A 13,212-nucleotide genomic window follows, 5' to 3' on the forward strand; every position below is an offset into this window, starting at 1 on the left:
TTAATAAGCACCTTCTGAGTAAGTAAGCTCGTATGAATGTGAGTAGATTTCTACCAAATTTCCGAATGGATCTTCACAGTAAACCATGCGATATGGTTTTTCTCCAGGGTAGTACTCACGGATCGGCATACGCTGTTTGCCACCATGCTCAACAATTTTCTCTACAAGTCCTTCTACATCAGGGTCTTGAACGCAGTAATGGAATATACCTGTCTTCCAGTATTCGAAGTTGTTTTCCGGCTTTTCATTTTGCGGAAATTCAAATAGTTCTATTCCAATTTTGTCTCCAGTCGCTAGATGCGCAATGCGGAACTTGCCCCATCCTTTTCCAAAGACATCAGTACACATCACACCAATGGCAGAGTCGTCCTCCACTACTTCAGCTGGTTCCATAATGACGTACCAACCCATCACTTCTGTATAAAACTTAACTGCCTGTTCCAAGTTTGGAACGGATAATCCTATATGTGAAAAAGTTCTTGGATATCTCATTGTTCTTCCTCCTCAAATAATATAATTTGCTTATAATGATAGGGTAAAATATAATGCAGAAATAAAAAAGTACGCACTTTTAGGTAACTGACCTTGAAATAGAAAGGACTGAATTATGTGGAACCAACAAAATTCCCCGTCAACCGTGCGCTAACTGTAATCGGTGGCAAATGGCGACCGCAAGTATATTGTGCCCTTGAAAATGGTCCTAAACGCTTTTCTGAGCTGGAAAGAGAAATTCCAGAAATTAACCGGAAAGTATTAACCGATCAACTTCGTGAACTTGAGCAATTAGGTATGGTCAAAAGAACCGAATTCCCTGGGAAAGTGTTGCATGTGGAATATGAACTGACAGAAGAAGCACTCACTCTTCAGCCGACCATGAAGTCGTTGTGTAAATGGGGGACTGGGGAATGTGGAGAAGAACGGTAAAAGCAGCCCAAATTGTCGTATTCGGGCTGCTTTTTTCCTGTTTAATGCTATCCTAAATTTCTTCCCTATCCCAATGACGATGTGCCGAAACTGCATCGACAAAGCCAGACACGAACTGGTCCGCTTCATCAGCGAACACCACACCAGGAGCCCCAGAAATCTCTAGTTTCTCCAGCCACTGCTTACCATCTTGGGTAGCGCCGATCGGTTTAAAATGATCATAAGCTTCCTCCACAAAATAGGTGGTCTCTCGGTCAAACTTTTTATCGACCTCTTTGCCACCAACCACGTAAAGGGCATCAAACAAGACCGAATCACATGTCAGGAATGTATGGTCCACCTCTAACTCAACGCCGCCACTACCAGTCACAGGGCCTAGCTTGGCACTGATGAGTTCCGGCTGCATGCCCTCCGCCTTCAAAGATTCAAGAACGGACGCTACTTCCTTACCTTGGAAGTCATTAGAAATGATAACCCCCACTTTACGTGTGGCAGGCTTTTTCACCGTTTTTTCCTGACTAAGTGCAGGCGAAGATTTTGTAACAGAAGACCCTGACCCACTCGGCTTAGTAGCACCAACAGCTTCCGCCACTGCCACAGCAAGTTCCAAGTTCACATTGGCAAACATGTCCACTACCTGTTGCCTCACGTCTTCACTCTTTACTTTTCCAAGCTCAAAGCTGAATGCTTGTTTAATATGGTCTTTTTCAGGTTTTGTCATGCTATTCCAAAATAAAGTCGCTTGAGAAAAATGGTCCTTGAAGCTGTCACTTCTCGTTCTCACTTTTCTACCTTCAACCTTTTCTTGATAATGGACATACCCGCCTTCCACTTCACTTGCAGGTCTTGGGGTATTGGAAGCTAAAGAGTTTTTATGATAGCTTACCGGTCCCTTATTGATCGTTTGGCGGCCGTACCCATCACGTTGATTGTTATGGAACGGGCATACCGGCCTATTGATAGGGAGTTCGTGAAAATTAGGACCGCCTAATCGAATAAGCTGGGTATCCGTGTAGGAGAACAAACGCCCTTGCAATAAGGGATCATTGGAAAAATCAATGCCGGGTACGACATGGCCCGGGTGGAATGCCGCCTGTTCCGTTTCGGCAAACACATTGTCAACATTACGATTCAATGTTAATTTTCCAATAATCTTTACAGGCACATCTTCTTCCGGCCAAAGTTTTGTCGGATCAAGAATATCAAAGTCAAACTTGAACTCGTCTTCTTCAGCAAGTAACTGTACACCAAACTCATACTCCGGATAATCTCCATTTTCTATAGACTCCCAAAGATCTCGGCGATGAAAGTCAGGATCTTTCCCGTTTATTTTCTGCGCTTCGTCCCAAACAAGAGAATGGGTTCCGAGCACTGGTTTCCAGTGGAATTTAACAAAGTGAGCTTTTCCTTCTGCATTAACAAAACGGAATGTGTGAACGCCAAAACCCTCCATCATCCGGAGACTTCTCGGAATAGCTCGGTCTGACATTGCCCACATGACCATATGTGCAGACTCTTGGTTATTTGCGATAAAATCCCAGAACGTATCATGAGCAGAAGCGGCTTGCGGCATCTCATTATGCGGTTCAGGTTTTAGGGCATGTACTAAATCAGGGAACTTTATCGCATCCTGTATGAAAAATACCGGAATATTGTTTCCAACAAGATCGTAGTTCCCCTCTTCTGTATAGAATTTTGTTGCAAAGCCACGTGCATCACGGACCGTTTCGGCCGAACCCCGTGACCCGGCAACCGTTGAAAAGCGCACAAATACAGGCGTTTTGACTGAAGTATCTTGCAAGAATTTCGCTTTTGTATATTTTTCCATTGATTCATATAATTCAAACTCGCCGTGGGCTGCAAATCCCCTTGCATGGACAATCCTCTCTGGTATGCGCTCATGGTCAAAGTGGGTCATCTTTTCTCTGAAATGGAAGTCCTCCATTAAGGTAGGGCCGCGTTCGCCTGCTTTTAAAGAGAACTCATCCTCTGAGACCTTGACTCCTTGATTGGTCGTCATTGTCTTCCCTTCATCGACTACACGATACTGATCTAATTGGTCATGTTTGCTTTGCTCGTTTACTTTTTTACTCACTTCGCCGCTCCACTCCTTAAATTAGATTATGTATAAAGGACATACCTTTTTAACGTACCCAGTTAAATAGTGGTGCAAACGGTATGAAAGTAAAAGTTAGGAAAATGGATAAGCAAAGGTCGGGTAATGGATGCTGTATGGGTCGTCGTTTTTTGTTAGTTCTTGTCGAATGGCATTTATATGAGGAAAAGTGGATAATAAATTCAATAGTTGGACAATAAACTTTAAAATTTTGCTTATAAAAACCAGCTGTGCAAAACTAATCAAAAAAAGCATACACCCCCGCCCAGGAATGCATGCCAATCAACTATTTCCATACTTTTAATACATTTCACCCCGTTATTTCACAGCACCGGCTGTCAGGCCATCCATAAATTGTTTAGATGCGACAAAGAATAAGATAATCATTGGAAGGGAGGATAAGGTCAAACCGGCAAACAGCGTCCCCCAATCTGCGGAATACTCCCCAAACAGTGACAACATACCAACAGGAAGCGTTTTTTTCATTTCATCGGTGATAAAAATTAAGGGGAAGAAAAAATCATTCCAAGAAGAGATAAAATTGATGATCATGACAGTTCCTAGTGCAGGTCGTATCAAAGGGATTAGCACACTCCATAAGATTCTAAGATCGCTTGCACCATCCATTCTGGCCGCTTCCTCCAACTCCACCGGCATCGTCCGGAAGAAACCTGTCAGGATGAGAATGGATAACGGGATTCCCCCTGCTGTATACATAAAAATAAGGGACCAAAGCGAATTCAGCAGGCCAAGGTCTTTCATTAAAATAAATAATGGCACAATGCCAAGTTTAATTGGAATCATCATCCCCATCAGGAAAAAGAAGAATAAGAAACTCCTCCAACTGCTGATGGCATTGGGAAGAAACCAAGTTCTAAGTCTGGATTCATCTCACGCAAACTCTGGATGCCTGCAGGGTTTCATCCGGGAACGTATCTAAACCGTTTAACCCATCAATAGGCTCCACATAGCCCGCTTTCGCCAATTCACGACCTGGTGCATAAGGACGCAGGTGAATGATGTCCGGACCCTCTCCAGCTTGCAGGGAAGTGTTTAAGATGGTGTTATACTCCGTATTTTTGGAAGGTTTGAATTCCACTTTAATTTCTGGGTGTTTTTTGTTGAATGCTTCAATTACTTTTTGGTAGTTGGCTGAGTCCTCTGTTCTCCAGCTTCCGATGGTTAATGTGACGCTGTCTCCGTCGCTGTTTGTTCCTCCAGATTCGTTGGAACATGCTGATGACACAACTAGCATTAGTGCCATAATACTTAGTAACCAAATTTTCCTTATACCCTTCACCGTGAATCCCCCTTGTTTTTAAAAGAATAGTTATGAAGTCTCCCCTTGTACGGAGGAGTAAATCATCGAGTGTAATGTTTTTCGGATGGTTCTTATATTCGTCGACCTGCCGTAATGAACGGCATTGGTCAGGAATACAACGATTAGTTCTTCTTGTGGATCAATCCAGACACTGGTTCCCGTGAACCCTGTATGGCCAAATGAACCTATTGGCCAGTTTGGCCCGCATGATAACGGATCCCCTTCTCCGTTCCAAACTTCAAACCCAAGTCCCCGGTTATTTTGCTTATGGCGAGTTGCCATACGCATTAAATCTGGTGGTATAACATTCTGTTCCTCTGGATATAAAAAGTGCTTAGCGAACCTAGAGATATCCTTCCCAGTGGAAAATAACCCGGCACTTCCGCTCACTCCTCCCAGGTGCAAAGCTTTTTCATCATGAACTTCTCCTTGTATATAGCGAGTTCCAAATTTCTCTGTTGAGGCAGTAAACGCTTTCATACTTGGTGGAAGTTTGTAGCCTGTGTTATGTAATCCCCATGGTGTAAAAATGTGTTCCTTCGTAAAGAGATCAAGTGGCTGAGCAGCAATTTTCTCCATGATTTTTCCTAATAAAATCATCCCCAGATCACTATAAACAACAGATATTCCCGGCTCTTGCTGAATCTTGGTCTGATAAATTAAATCCATCACATCCCTTTGTCCATCCCTAGCCACGTACGGAAGGTCTGGCGGCAACCCGGATCGGTGGGTCAGCAGGTCCTCCACCTTCACATTTTCATGTTTGAATTCAGGCAGATAATGTTGCACTTGTTTTTCAAGGTGTAACTCTCCTTTACTCCACAACAATAGACATGCAGGTAGAGTTGCCACCACTTTTGTCAGGGAGGCAACATCAAATATAGTATCCTCTGTTACAGGATAATTGTGAGCATCTCTCCCAATAAAACTACCGACTGCTTTGGTACAGAGAGGTTGCATCTTTATGGTCGCATAAAGGACCGCTCCTGGAAGCTCCTTGTTTTCTATCAAACTATCAATATAATTTTTATACATGCCGCTTGGACGCCTCCACTGCTTTGCGCGTTTTATCCAACGCTTTGATATTCCGGTCTTGATCCAGCTTCATTACGCCGAAAAACAGTATATCGATGACATTCAGCTGGGCAATTCTGGAGCTCGTTGCACCACTTCGTACATTTCTCTCCAGGCTTGTCGTGTTCAACTTCACATCTGCAATGGCCGAAGTTGGATTCTCTCCTGACCTTGTCAAAGTAATCACAGATGCCCCGTTTTCTTTTGCTACCTTCAGCGATTCGATGATATCCTCCGTATGACCGCTATAAGATATTCCAAATGCTACATCCGCTTCAGATAGGTTGGCAGCAATAGTCACTTGGGTATCTTTGTCATAGGCCGCTTCACACCATCTGTTAATGCGGGTTAGCTTCTGTTTAAAATCCATGGCAATGAGACCAGATGCTCCGATTCCATAAACGGCAACGATTCTTGCTCTTGAAATTAACTCAATGGCCCTCTCTAACTCTGCTTCATCCAACACACCGACCGTGTTATGGATTGCCTGAATATTGTTTTGAGAAACAGAGTGAATCATTGAAGATACTGAGTCATCTCTTGGAATATCCTCATAACCCTCCAACTTTTTCTCTGCTTTTGCCTTTGCCAAATCATAGGCAATTTTTAATTTTAGTTCTTTAAACCCCTTACATTGGAGCGAACGGGATAGTCGGATAATGGTCGCTTCACTGACCTGGGTACTCTCAGCAAGCTTCTGGATGGATATGTTTACAACATCTGCAGGCTTTTCCAAAATGAACTCTGCTACTTTTCGTTCTGATGGTTTGAATGTATGCAAACTTTCTTGGATAAAAATCAGTTCTCTTTTCATATAGGATTCCTCTATTTTCAGATATTTCTTACTTTTCATTTTATTAAATAAAGTTTCGTAAATCAATTACTATTTTGTAGTTTTATTTCACAGGACTTTTGGTCTATGATTGCTTTTTGCAGGAGAAAGATCGGCAACACAAAATAAAAAAGCACTACACCGGAAATGTATCCGCATAGTGCTTATTTAACCTTACATGCCATTTAGGACTCCATGAACCATACCTAGCAATGTGAATATGATGAGATGATCTCCAACAGCAATATAGAATGCTTTTTTAGTTATCAGCCCAAACAATGTATTTTTTAAATAGACTAGAGTAATTATTATTCCTATTAATAATCCTACGATCAGACCGCTCAGGATACCTTCTGCTCCAGCTGCCTGCACGAGTGATGCTACTATAATAGAGCTGGCAAATGCAATTATTATAGACACAACATATTTTAGCGGGCCTTCCGTCTGTTTGAATTGCGGGTCTTTCTTTTTTCCAAGCATGATTGTGTAATAGATTCCTCCATAAAATGCATACAAAAGAGCACCTATAAGTATTGCAACAACATTTAATTCGGACCAATCCATCATTTTATCTATTCTCCTTTTTTCGCTTTTACTTTTATTTCGGCTCAATGGCTAATGAGATGGCCTTCACTCTAACATCCACTTCCAAGCTGCCTTTTTTAGGTTTCATGGATATAAGTTCCATAGGGTTATCTAAGTATTTATATCCGCTTTTAGGAAGCCAAAAGCTGTATAGCTCTGAGTAGCACTCTATCAGCCTATTCCTTTCCATATAATCTACAGGTTCATCGAACTCATAGACTACATGCTTTCCCCCTTTAAACTGATAGGTCACTAGGGTATCATCCATCAAACCTTCTACAGCTAGATGACAATCATATCTGCTCATTTTCGCTGGAGTTATATATGGATTATTTTTAGGCACTCCAAACATGAACGTGTTGTCCGTCATGATATCTCGAGCCTTTGCCCAATGGTACACCCTCTCCCAAACATCGGGTATCCCTTGTGTGTAAGGGCCGACATTTTGTCTTTTTACAGTTATACAGGATGGAAACTCCATAATCTTTACTTTTTCAAGATCGAGCCACTGGAACTTATTATATCCCTTGTTGATATGCTGTTCTTGCTCCATGTTGCGAAGCTGTTTAGATTTCTTGCTATTATCAGCATATTCTCTTGGGAATCTCTCTAAATAAGCACCTTCTCTCCATTTAGTGGGACTGCATTGAAAAAATGTATGAAAGGAAGTTGTGAAGTAAGAAAGAGAAGTAAAGCCACACATGAACGCAATTTGTGTAATAGGTATGCTATGTTCATATATTAAAAGATGCGCAGCTTTTTCCATTCTAAGTCGCTTTACATAGTTAGCAGGAGTTTCCCCAACATGACCTTTAAAAAGTCGTTGAAAGTGAAAGGGAGAGTAAGTAGAGATGGATGCAAGCTCTTCAAGGCTCAGGGAGCTTTCTAGATTATTTTCTATGTATTCTACCATTTGATTTATCAGTTTCTCTTGTTCTGAAGTATGCATTTTATTCTCCTTAGTAAGATCTGCTTACATATATTATAACCAAATGAAAGGAACCGAATAAACATCCGGTTCCTTTCATGAATAAATTATATGGACATATCTCCTACAGCGAAAGAGCATCGTAACACTTCAGAGAGTTTATGTAAGGTCGATACCTGCACATCCAGGGTTCCAGCTTCTATTGCAGCGATGGTGTCTGCCGGCAGTCCTGTTAGCATGGCAAGTTGATCAATTTCTATGTCTTGTCTTGTTCTTGCATTCTTTAGTTGATTTCCAATATGTTTCACCCTAATCCCCCTCTGGAACTACTTATTGATTGAAAGCGCTTGCATATAATTATATTATAATAGTTTGAATTTTTCAATATTAAAGTTATCTTCATTTACACCGCTGTTGATTTCCGCAAATTGCTTCGCTTTCCTAGGGGCGGTGCTTGAGCCTCCTCGCTGCGCTGCGGGGTCTCAAGCTACCGCTATCTCCCTCAGGAGTCTTCGCCTTTTGCTCCAATCACTAGCTAGGTTACCTCATTAACTATAAAACAACAGGATGCTTATGATATGACACCCAAGCATCCTGTTACCTTATTTAAGTTTAGTATCCAGTCCCTTTTCCGCCTGTTACGATGGCGATTCCGGAGCTAGCACCGATTCTAGTTGCACCTGCTTGAACCAGCTTCCGTGCCGTATCCAAGTCACGTACGCATGCAGAGGCTTTAACGCCCATGTCAGGTCCGACTGCTTCGCGCATAAGCTTGATGTCCTCAGCTGTTGCACAGCCTGGTCCGAATCCTGTGGAAGTTTTGACGAAATCTGCTCCAGCCATTTTTGCTAGAATACAAGCTTTCTTCTTCTCTTCTGTTTCCAAAAGACCCGTTTCGATGATGACCTTAACTGGTGCATGACCCTTAGCAGCAAGCACTACTGCTTCTATGTCTTTTTTTACTGTTTCAAAGTCACCTGATTTAAGGGCACCTATGTTCATAACCATGTCAATTTCCGTTGCGCCACTTGCGATGGCATCGCGTGTCTCGGAAACTTTCACAAAACTGTTGGTAGCACCTAACGGGAAGCCGACTACCGTTGTAATACCTACATTAGAACCCTTCAATTCTTGAGCAGCTGTGGAAACCCAGTAAGGATTTACACATACTGTTGCAAAATTGTATTCTTTCGCTTCTTCACAAAGTTTAACGACCTGCTCTTTCGTACTTTCCGGCTTTAGCAGCGTATGGTCGATCATTCTTGCGATAGAAGGTCCTGTAATTAGATTGGACGATGCATTTGTAAATGTATTCATATTCGTTGAAGTTGTATTGGAAGTAGCAGGTTTTCCTTCTGCCAGCTGTTGTTTATTTGTCAGTTGTTCCATGATTTGATTCGTAATTTGTTCCACCAATGCTTCCATTTGCATTGTGTTCACCTCGCATTATATTAATCGGTCGACAATCCCGGCAATGACGGCATCAAAAGAACCTTTGGGATCTTCTAATATATCCCTTGCCGCTCCACCTTCTTCTAGTATCAGCACATAGTCGCCGACTCCTGCATGAAAGCGGTCAAAGGCAATCATTGCGTCGCCGCACTCCTTACCCGCAGCATCAACAGGGATAACGACCATGAGCTTTTTATTTTGATGACTTGGTGTTTTAATCGTCGAAACGACATTTCCAACGACTTTTGCTAGTTTCATAGAGTAGTAGGAAGGATTTTTTCGATATCGGAATGTGGTCTCGGAATCACATGCACAGATAGAAATTCACCTACACGTTGAGCTGCATCTGCTCCTGCTTCTGTTGCCGCTTTAACAGCTCCTACATCACCTCGTACCATAACAGTGATCAATCCGCCACCAACTTGAACTTTTCCTACTAAAGATACGTTTGCAGCCTTCATCATCGCGTCTGCTGCTTCAATTGCACCTACTAGACCTTTTGTTTCAATCATTCCTAATGCGTTGCTCATTTATATTTCCTCCATTCGTTTTACGTTGTAATAGTCAATGATTCCAAGTATTCCTGCGTCTGATGCGACGAGATCTTTGTTTAATGGCAGAGAGGATTCCCTGCTTTTAGCAAGATAAACAAGGTCTCCTTCTCCTGATTGACCGATTGTGTCAATAGCAACAAGTGGTTTACCTTTATCCTGCAGCTGATCATCCACTGGTTGGACGATTAACAGCTTCAACCCTCTTAAGTTCTCGTCTTTATGGGTACAGATCATATTGCCAATCACTTTTGCTACGAACATGTTTTAACCCTGCTTTCAGCGTTTGATAAAACGACTTTCTATTTCCATTACTTTTGTGACGCGACGATCGTGGCGACCGCCTGCGAAATCAGTTTCCAGCCACTTTTTCACCAATTGCTTGGCAAGGCCTTCCCCGATGAACTGGCCACCGATGGATAAGACGTTGGCATTATTGTGTTCACGGCTGTTTATGACAGAGGACAAGTCCCAGCAGACCGCTCCTCGGACACCTGGTATCTTGTTTAAAACCATGCCGCTCCCAACGCCAACTCCGTCAATCATGATGCCGACATAATCCGGATTGGTCGCGACACACTCGCCAACTAAGAATGCGATGTCCGGATAATCCACCGATTCTTTCGCTTTGCAGCCAAAATCAAGGTACTCATACCCCAGTTCCGTCAAATAGCCTTTTAACGCTTCTTTCAACTCGTATCCACCATGGTCGCTTCCTATTGCAACTTTTTTCATTTTTTACGCTCCTTTGGCAAATACAGCAATTATTTTCTGAAAAGATTCTACCTGCAAGCTGGCCCCACCTACAAGAACTCCATCAATATCGTTCATTGCCGTAAACTCTTGTGCATTATTTTCATTTACAGATCCACCATATAAAATGCTGACTTTCTCTGCGTTCTGTGTATCTAAGTATTCAAGCACAGAGCGGATAAATCCGTGGATTCGCTGTGCTTCCTCCGCTGAAGCGGATTCCCCAGTCCCAATCGCCCAAACTGGCTCATAGGCAAATATCACCTGCGACACATTGATTCCATCCATGGCGCCGAGTATTTGTCTGGTCAGCACCTTTTCTGTCTGGTTCTGTTGTTTATGTTCTAAAGTTTCCCCAATACAGATGATAGGGGTCAGACCCCTTTTTAAGGCTTGTTTTGCTTTTTGGTTCACAGTTGCATCATCTTCTTGTGCATATTGCCTTCTTTCGGAGTGTCCGATGATGCAATAGGAGCAGCCTACATCTTTTAACAGGCTTGCTGCCGATTCGCCTGTGTATGCACCTTTATCTTCTTGGTGAACATTTTGGGCACCAATTTGTATCTCTTTATTTTGTCCTTGTACGTAAAGCTTGGCCGGATACAGGAGTGGGGCAGGTGGACAAACCACCACTTCCACTCCTTTTCCTGCTTTAAGCTGTTGTAAAAACTCCAGTGTTTCTTGAATGTTCTTGTTCATTTTCCAATTGGCGATGACATATTGCTTCCTGCCGGTACTAGATGGCAAGTTGCTAAGTGAACTCGCGGATTGTTTTACTGCCTCTTGGACAAGTTGTCTAATATAGGTTTTTATGGAATGATCCATCCTACTCTACCTTATTTCGCTGCCGGTAAAATTCCGTTTACTTCGGAGTTTGGACGTGGGATTACGTGTACTGATACCAGGTTTCCAACTCTTCCTGCAGCATCTGCTCCCGCTTCTGTTGCTGCTTTAACCGCACCTACATCCCCGCGAACCATTACAGTTACAAGGCCGCCGCCTACGAATTCTTTTCCTACAAGTGTTACATTTGCAGCCTTTACCATCGCGTCTGCTGCTTCGATTGCCCCGATAAGACCTTTTGTTTCGATCATTCCTAATGCTTCTTGACTCATTTGAATTCCTCCTAATGGTTGTTTAATAGTTTTGGATTTTGATTGCTTTTTCTTATTTTTAGGTGGTTCCACAGGCTGTCCCTCTTGAGGTAGTTCATTCAGTTCTGCCATTGTTCATCCCCCTCCTAAATAATTCTGAAGCCATCTACCAGCACACATCGTCTTTGGCGGGTGAAGGTTTTGGCTGAAGTCAGCCCCTCTCCCGTCGGACCAGCAATGGTAAGGGTGGTAAACCCTTCACTTTGGTAGCCAAGTCCTGCAACAGATGGACCGTTTTTCACAAAGATAGTCGCTTGAATTTCTTTTGCCATCTTGGTCAAATTGGTAACATTCTGAGAATGCATGATAGCAGTATGGCGATTGCCTTTTTCAGCTTTGACCGCCAGGCTAATAGCTTTATCTACATCTGTCACTCTGACAATCGGTAGAATCGGCATTAACATTTCCGTGTGTACCAACGGGTGATCTTCCTTTGTTTCGGCAATGATGAGCTTTACATTTGCGTCAGCCCTGATACCTGCCGCTTCGAGTAAAACGGATGCGTTCTTTCCGATAAAATCGCGGTTCGGATAGTATTTCTCGCCTTTTTTTACTAAAATTTTACCCAGAAGCTTGTCGAGCTGGTAGCCTTTCAGTTCGATGGCACCATTTTTGGTCATCTCACTTTTTAAGGTGTTGGCTACTTTTTCGACAACAAACACTTCTTTTTCAGCAGTACAAAGGACATTGTTATCAAAACTTGCGCCCGTTACGATGTCTTTTGCAGCCTTGGAGATAATTGCTGTTTCATCCACGACGACCGGTGGGTTCCCAGGGCCTGCTGCGATTACTTTTTTCCCGGCACTCATTGCAGCCTGTACTACGATGCCACCGCCAGTTACGACAAGAGCCTTTACTTTCGGATGCTTCATCACTTCGTTGGACGTGTCAATGTTTGGACTAGCAACAGAAGTGAGTGTGTTGGCTGGCCCTCCGGCTGCCACAATCGCCTCGTTCAAAAGCTGCATCGTTTTAATCGATACTTGCTTGGCACTTGGGTGCGGGTTGAAAACCACTGCGTTTCCTGCCGCTACTAGAGAAATAGAGTTATTGATGATGGTTGCTGCAGGGTTGGTGGATGGCGTGATGGCGCCATATACGCCAACCGGTGAATATTCGACAAGGGTCAGACCCCCGTCTCCTGAGTAGGTAGTTGCTACAATGTCTTCCACCCCTGGCGTCTTATTGGCAGCCAAAAGATTCTTCGCCACCTTATCTTCCACACGCCCCAGCCCTGTTTCGTTCACTGCAAGTTCTGCCAGCGCTTTTGCGTGCTCTCGGCTTACTTCCCGCATCTTTTCGATCATGTTCTTTCTTGTTTCAAGTGACGTTGCTCTCAGTTTGTCCCATGCTTCTGTTGCAGCTTCTGCCGCTTGATCGACGGTTTGAAACACGCCATTCCCAAGGGGAACTTCGCTGTTTCCCTGTTCCTTAGAAAATGAAGGCTGCTTGCTTTCATTACCAAGCTGAGCAAGCACTTGAGCAACCATTTCCTTTATGTCGCTTTCCTTTATCTGCATTG

Annotated in this window: 17 protein-coding genes and 1 pseudogene; 1 reads left to right on the top strand and 17 read right to left on the bottom strand. The window is 43.2% G+C overall.

What is annotated here, in order from left to right:
* Positions 1-492: a lactoylglutathione lyase family protein gene (locus HF078_RS03255; protein WP_169289817.1), complete on the bottom strand. Its 492-nt coding sequence runs from the start codon at positions 490-492 to the stop codon at positions 1-3.
* A gap of 117 nt (positions 493-609) precedes the next feature.
* On the opposite strand from HF078_RS03255, the gene HF078_RS03260 reads away from it, so the two are divergent.
* On the top strand, positions 610-924 hold the full coding sequence (locus HF078_RS03260) for a winged helix-turn-helix transcriptional regulator (protein WP_169289818.1): 315 nt from the start codon (positions 610-612) through the stop codon (positions 922-924).
* 52 nt (positions 925-976) lie between these two features.
* Here the strand turns inward: HF078_RS03260 and HF078_RS03265 are convergent, their stop codons facing one another.
* The 16 genes and pseudogenes from HF078_RS03265 to HF078_RS03340 all read right to left on the bottom strand — a co-directional run bounded on the left by HF078_RS03265 (position 977) and on the right by HF078_RS03340 (position 13,210).
* A complete protein-coding gene (locus HF078_RS03265; protein ID WP_169289819.1) occupies positions 977-3,019 on the bottom strand; it encodes a catalase in 2,043 nt (680 codons plus the stop codon).
* Between the two features lie 339 nt (positions 3,020-3,358).
* A pseudogene (locus HF078_RS03270) lies at positions 3,359-3,874 on the bottom strand (carbohydrate ABC transporter permease); the annotation flags it as partial.
* Positions 3,875-3,926: 52 nt separating this feature from the next.
* The gene (locus HF078_RS03275) at positions 3,927-4,340 is read right to left on the bottom strand and encodes an ABC transporter substrate-binding protein (protein WP_346775307.1); all 414 of its coding nucleotides are present in this window, start codon (positions 4,338-4,340) and stop codon (positions 3,927-3,929) included.
* Between the two features lie 30 nt (positions 4,341-4,370).
* A complete protein-coding gene (locus HF078_RS03280; RefSeq protein WP_169289820.1) occupies positions 4,371-5,396 on the bottom strand; it encodes a serine hydrolase domain-containing protein in 1,026 nt (341 codons plus the stop codon).
* Complete coding sequence (locus HF078_RS03285; RefSeq protein WP_169289821.1) at positions 5,389-6,249, bottom strand: MurR/RpiR family transcriptional regulator; 861 nt, start codon at positions 6,247-6,249, stop codon at positions 5,389-5,391. Before HF078_RS03285 ends, HF078_RS03280 begins: the two co-directional genes overlap by 8 nt.
* Positions 6,250-6,441: 192 nt before the next feature.
* Positions 6,442-6,834, bottom strand: a complete 393-nt coding sequence (locus HF078_RS03290; RefSeq protein ID WP_169289822.1) for a DUF1761 family protein — start codon at positions 6,832-6,834, stop codon at positions 6,442-6,444.
* Positions 6,835-6,865: 31 nt separating this feature from the next.
* On the bottom strand, positions 6,866-7,801 hold the full coding sequence (locus tag HF078_RS03295; protein ID WP_169289823.1) for an AraC family transcriptional regulator: 936 nt from the start codon (positions 7,799-7,801) through the stop codon (positions 6,866-6,868).
* Between the two features lie 86 nt (positions 7,802-7,887).
* Complete coding sequence (locus HF078_RS03300) at positions 7,888-8,088, bottom strand: helix-turn-helix domain-containing protein (protein WP_168863025.1); 201 nt, start codon at positions 8,086-8,088, stop codon at positions 7,888-7,890.
* A 304-nt stretch (positions 8,089-8,392) separates the two neighbouring features.
* The gene (gene deoC / locus HF078_RS03305) at positions 8,393-9,097 is read right to left on the bottom strand and encodes a deoxyribose-phosphate aldolase (protein WP_169289864.1); all 705 of its coding nucleotides are present in this window, start codon (positions 9,095-9,097) and stop codon (positions 8,393-8,395) included.
* Positions 9,098-9,226: 129 nt separating this feature from the next.
* Complete coding sequence (locus tag HF078_RS03310) at positions 9,227-9,490, bottom strand: EutN/CcmL family microcompartment protein (protein WP_169289824.1); 264 nt, start codon at positions 9,488-9,490, stop codon at positions 9,227-9,229.
* Positions 9,487-9,762, bottom strand: coding sequence for an ethanolamine utilization microcompartment protein EutM (gene eutM, locus HF078_RS03315; RefSeq protein WP_088019922.1), 276 nt, complete (start codon positions 9,760-9,762; stop codon positions 9,487-9,489). Before eutM ends, HF078_RS03310 begins: the two co-directional genes overlap by 4 nt.
* Positions 9,763-10,047 carry a EutN/CcmL family microcompartment protein gene (locus tag HF078_RS03320; RefSeq protein ID WP_148987094.1) on the bottom strand — a complete coding sequence of 95 codons (285 nt, stop codon included), beginning with the start codon at positions 10,045-10,047 and terminating at the stop codon, positions 9,763-9,765.
* Between the two features lie 15 nt (positions 10,048-10,062).
* Positions 10,063-10,518, bottom strand: coding sequence for an RpiB/LacA/LacB family sugar-phosphate isomerase (locus tag HF078_RS03325; protein WP_010197694.1), 456 nt, complete (start codon positions 10,516-10,518; stop codon positions 10,063-10,065).
* A gap of 3 nt (positions 10,519-10,521) precedes the next feature.
* Positions 10,522-11,361: a triose-phosphate isomerase gene (gene tpiA / locus HF078_RS03330; RefSeq protein ID WP_169289825.1), complete on the bottom strand. Its 840-nt coding sequence runs from the start codon at positions 11,359-11,361 to the stop codon at positions 10,522-10,524.
* An 11-nt stretch (positions 11,362-11,372) separates the two neighbouring features.
* Positions 11,373-11,651, bottom strand: a complete 279-nt coding sequence (locus HF078_RS03335; RefSeq protein WP_064099827.1) for a BMC domain-containing protein — start codon at positions 11,649-11,651, stop codon at positions 11,373-11,375.
* Positions 11,652-11,776: 125 nt separating this feature from the next.
* Positions 11,777-13,210 carry an aldehyde dehydrogenase family protein gene (locus HF078_RS03340; protein ID WP_169289826.1) on the bottom strand — a complete coding sequence of 478 codons (1,434 nt, stop codon included), beginning with the start codon at positions 13,208-13,210 and terminating at the stop codon, positions 11,777-11,779.
* Between the last annotated feature and the right edge of the window lie 2 nt (positions 13,211-13,212).

The sequence above is a fragment of the Bacillus sp. RO2 genome, from assembly GCF_012911845.1.
Taxonomy (GTDB): Bacteria; Bacillota; Bacilli; order Bacillales; family Bacillaceae_I; genus Sutcliffiella_A.

Coding starts and splice junctions, on each gene's coding strand:
- HF078_RS03255 (WP_169289817.1), bottom strand. CDS start 492: ATGAGATATCCAAGAACTTTTTCACATATAGGATTATCCGTTCCAAAC.
- HF078_RS03280 (WP_169289820.1), bottom strand. CDS start 5,396: ATGTATAAAAATTATATTGATAGTTTGATAGAAAACAAGGAGCTTCCA.
- HF078_RS03285 (WP_169289821.1), bottom strand. CDS start 6,249: ATGAAAAGAGAACTGATTTTTATCCAAGAAAGTTTGCATACATTCAAA.
- HF078_RS03290 (WP_169289822.1), bottom strand. CDS start 6,834: ATGATGGATTGGTCCGAATTAAATGTTGTTGCAATACTTATAGGTGCT.
- HF078_RS03295 (WP_169289823.1), bottom strand. CDS start 7,801: ATGCATACTTCAGAACAAGAGAAACTGATAAATCAAATGGTAGAATAC.
- deoC (WP_169289864.1), bottom strand. CDS start 9,097: ATGAATACATTTACAAATGCATCGTCCAATCTAATTACAGGACCTTCT.
- HF078_RS03310 (WP_169289824.1), bottom strand. CDS start 9,490: ATGAAACTAGCAAAAGTCGTTGGAAATGTCGTTTCGACGATTAAAACA.
- eutM (WP_088019922.1), bottom strand. CDS start 9,762: ATGAGCAACGCATTAGGAATGATTGAAACAAAAGGTCTAGTAGGTGCA.
- HF078_RS03320 (WP_148987094.1), bottom strand. CDS start 10,047: ATGTTCGTAGCAAAAGTGATTGGCAATATGATCTGTACCCATAAAGAC.
- HF078_RS03325 (WP_010197694.1), bottom strand. CDS start 10,518: ATGAAAAAAGTTGCAATAGGAAGCGACCATGGTGGATACGAGTTGAAA.
- tpiA (WP_169289825.1), bottom strand. CDS start 11,361: ATGGATCATTCCATAAAAACCTATATTAGACAACTTGTCCAAGAGGCA.
- HF078_RS03335 (WP_064099827.1), bottom strand. CDS start 11,651: ATGAGTCAAGAAGCATTAGGAATGATCGAAACAAAAGGTCTTATCGGG.
- HF078_RS03340 (WP_169289826.1), bottom strand. CDS start 13,210: ATGCAGATAAAGGAAAGCGACATAAAGGAAATGGTTGCTCAAGTGCTT.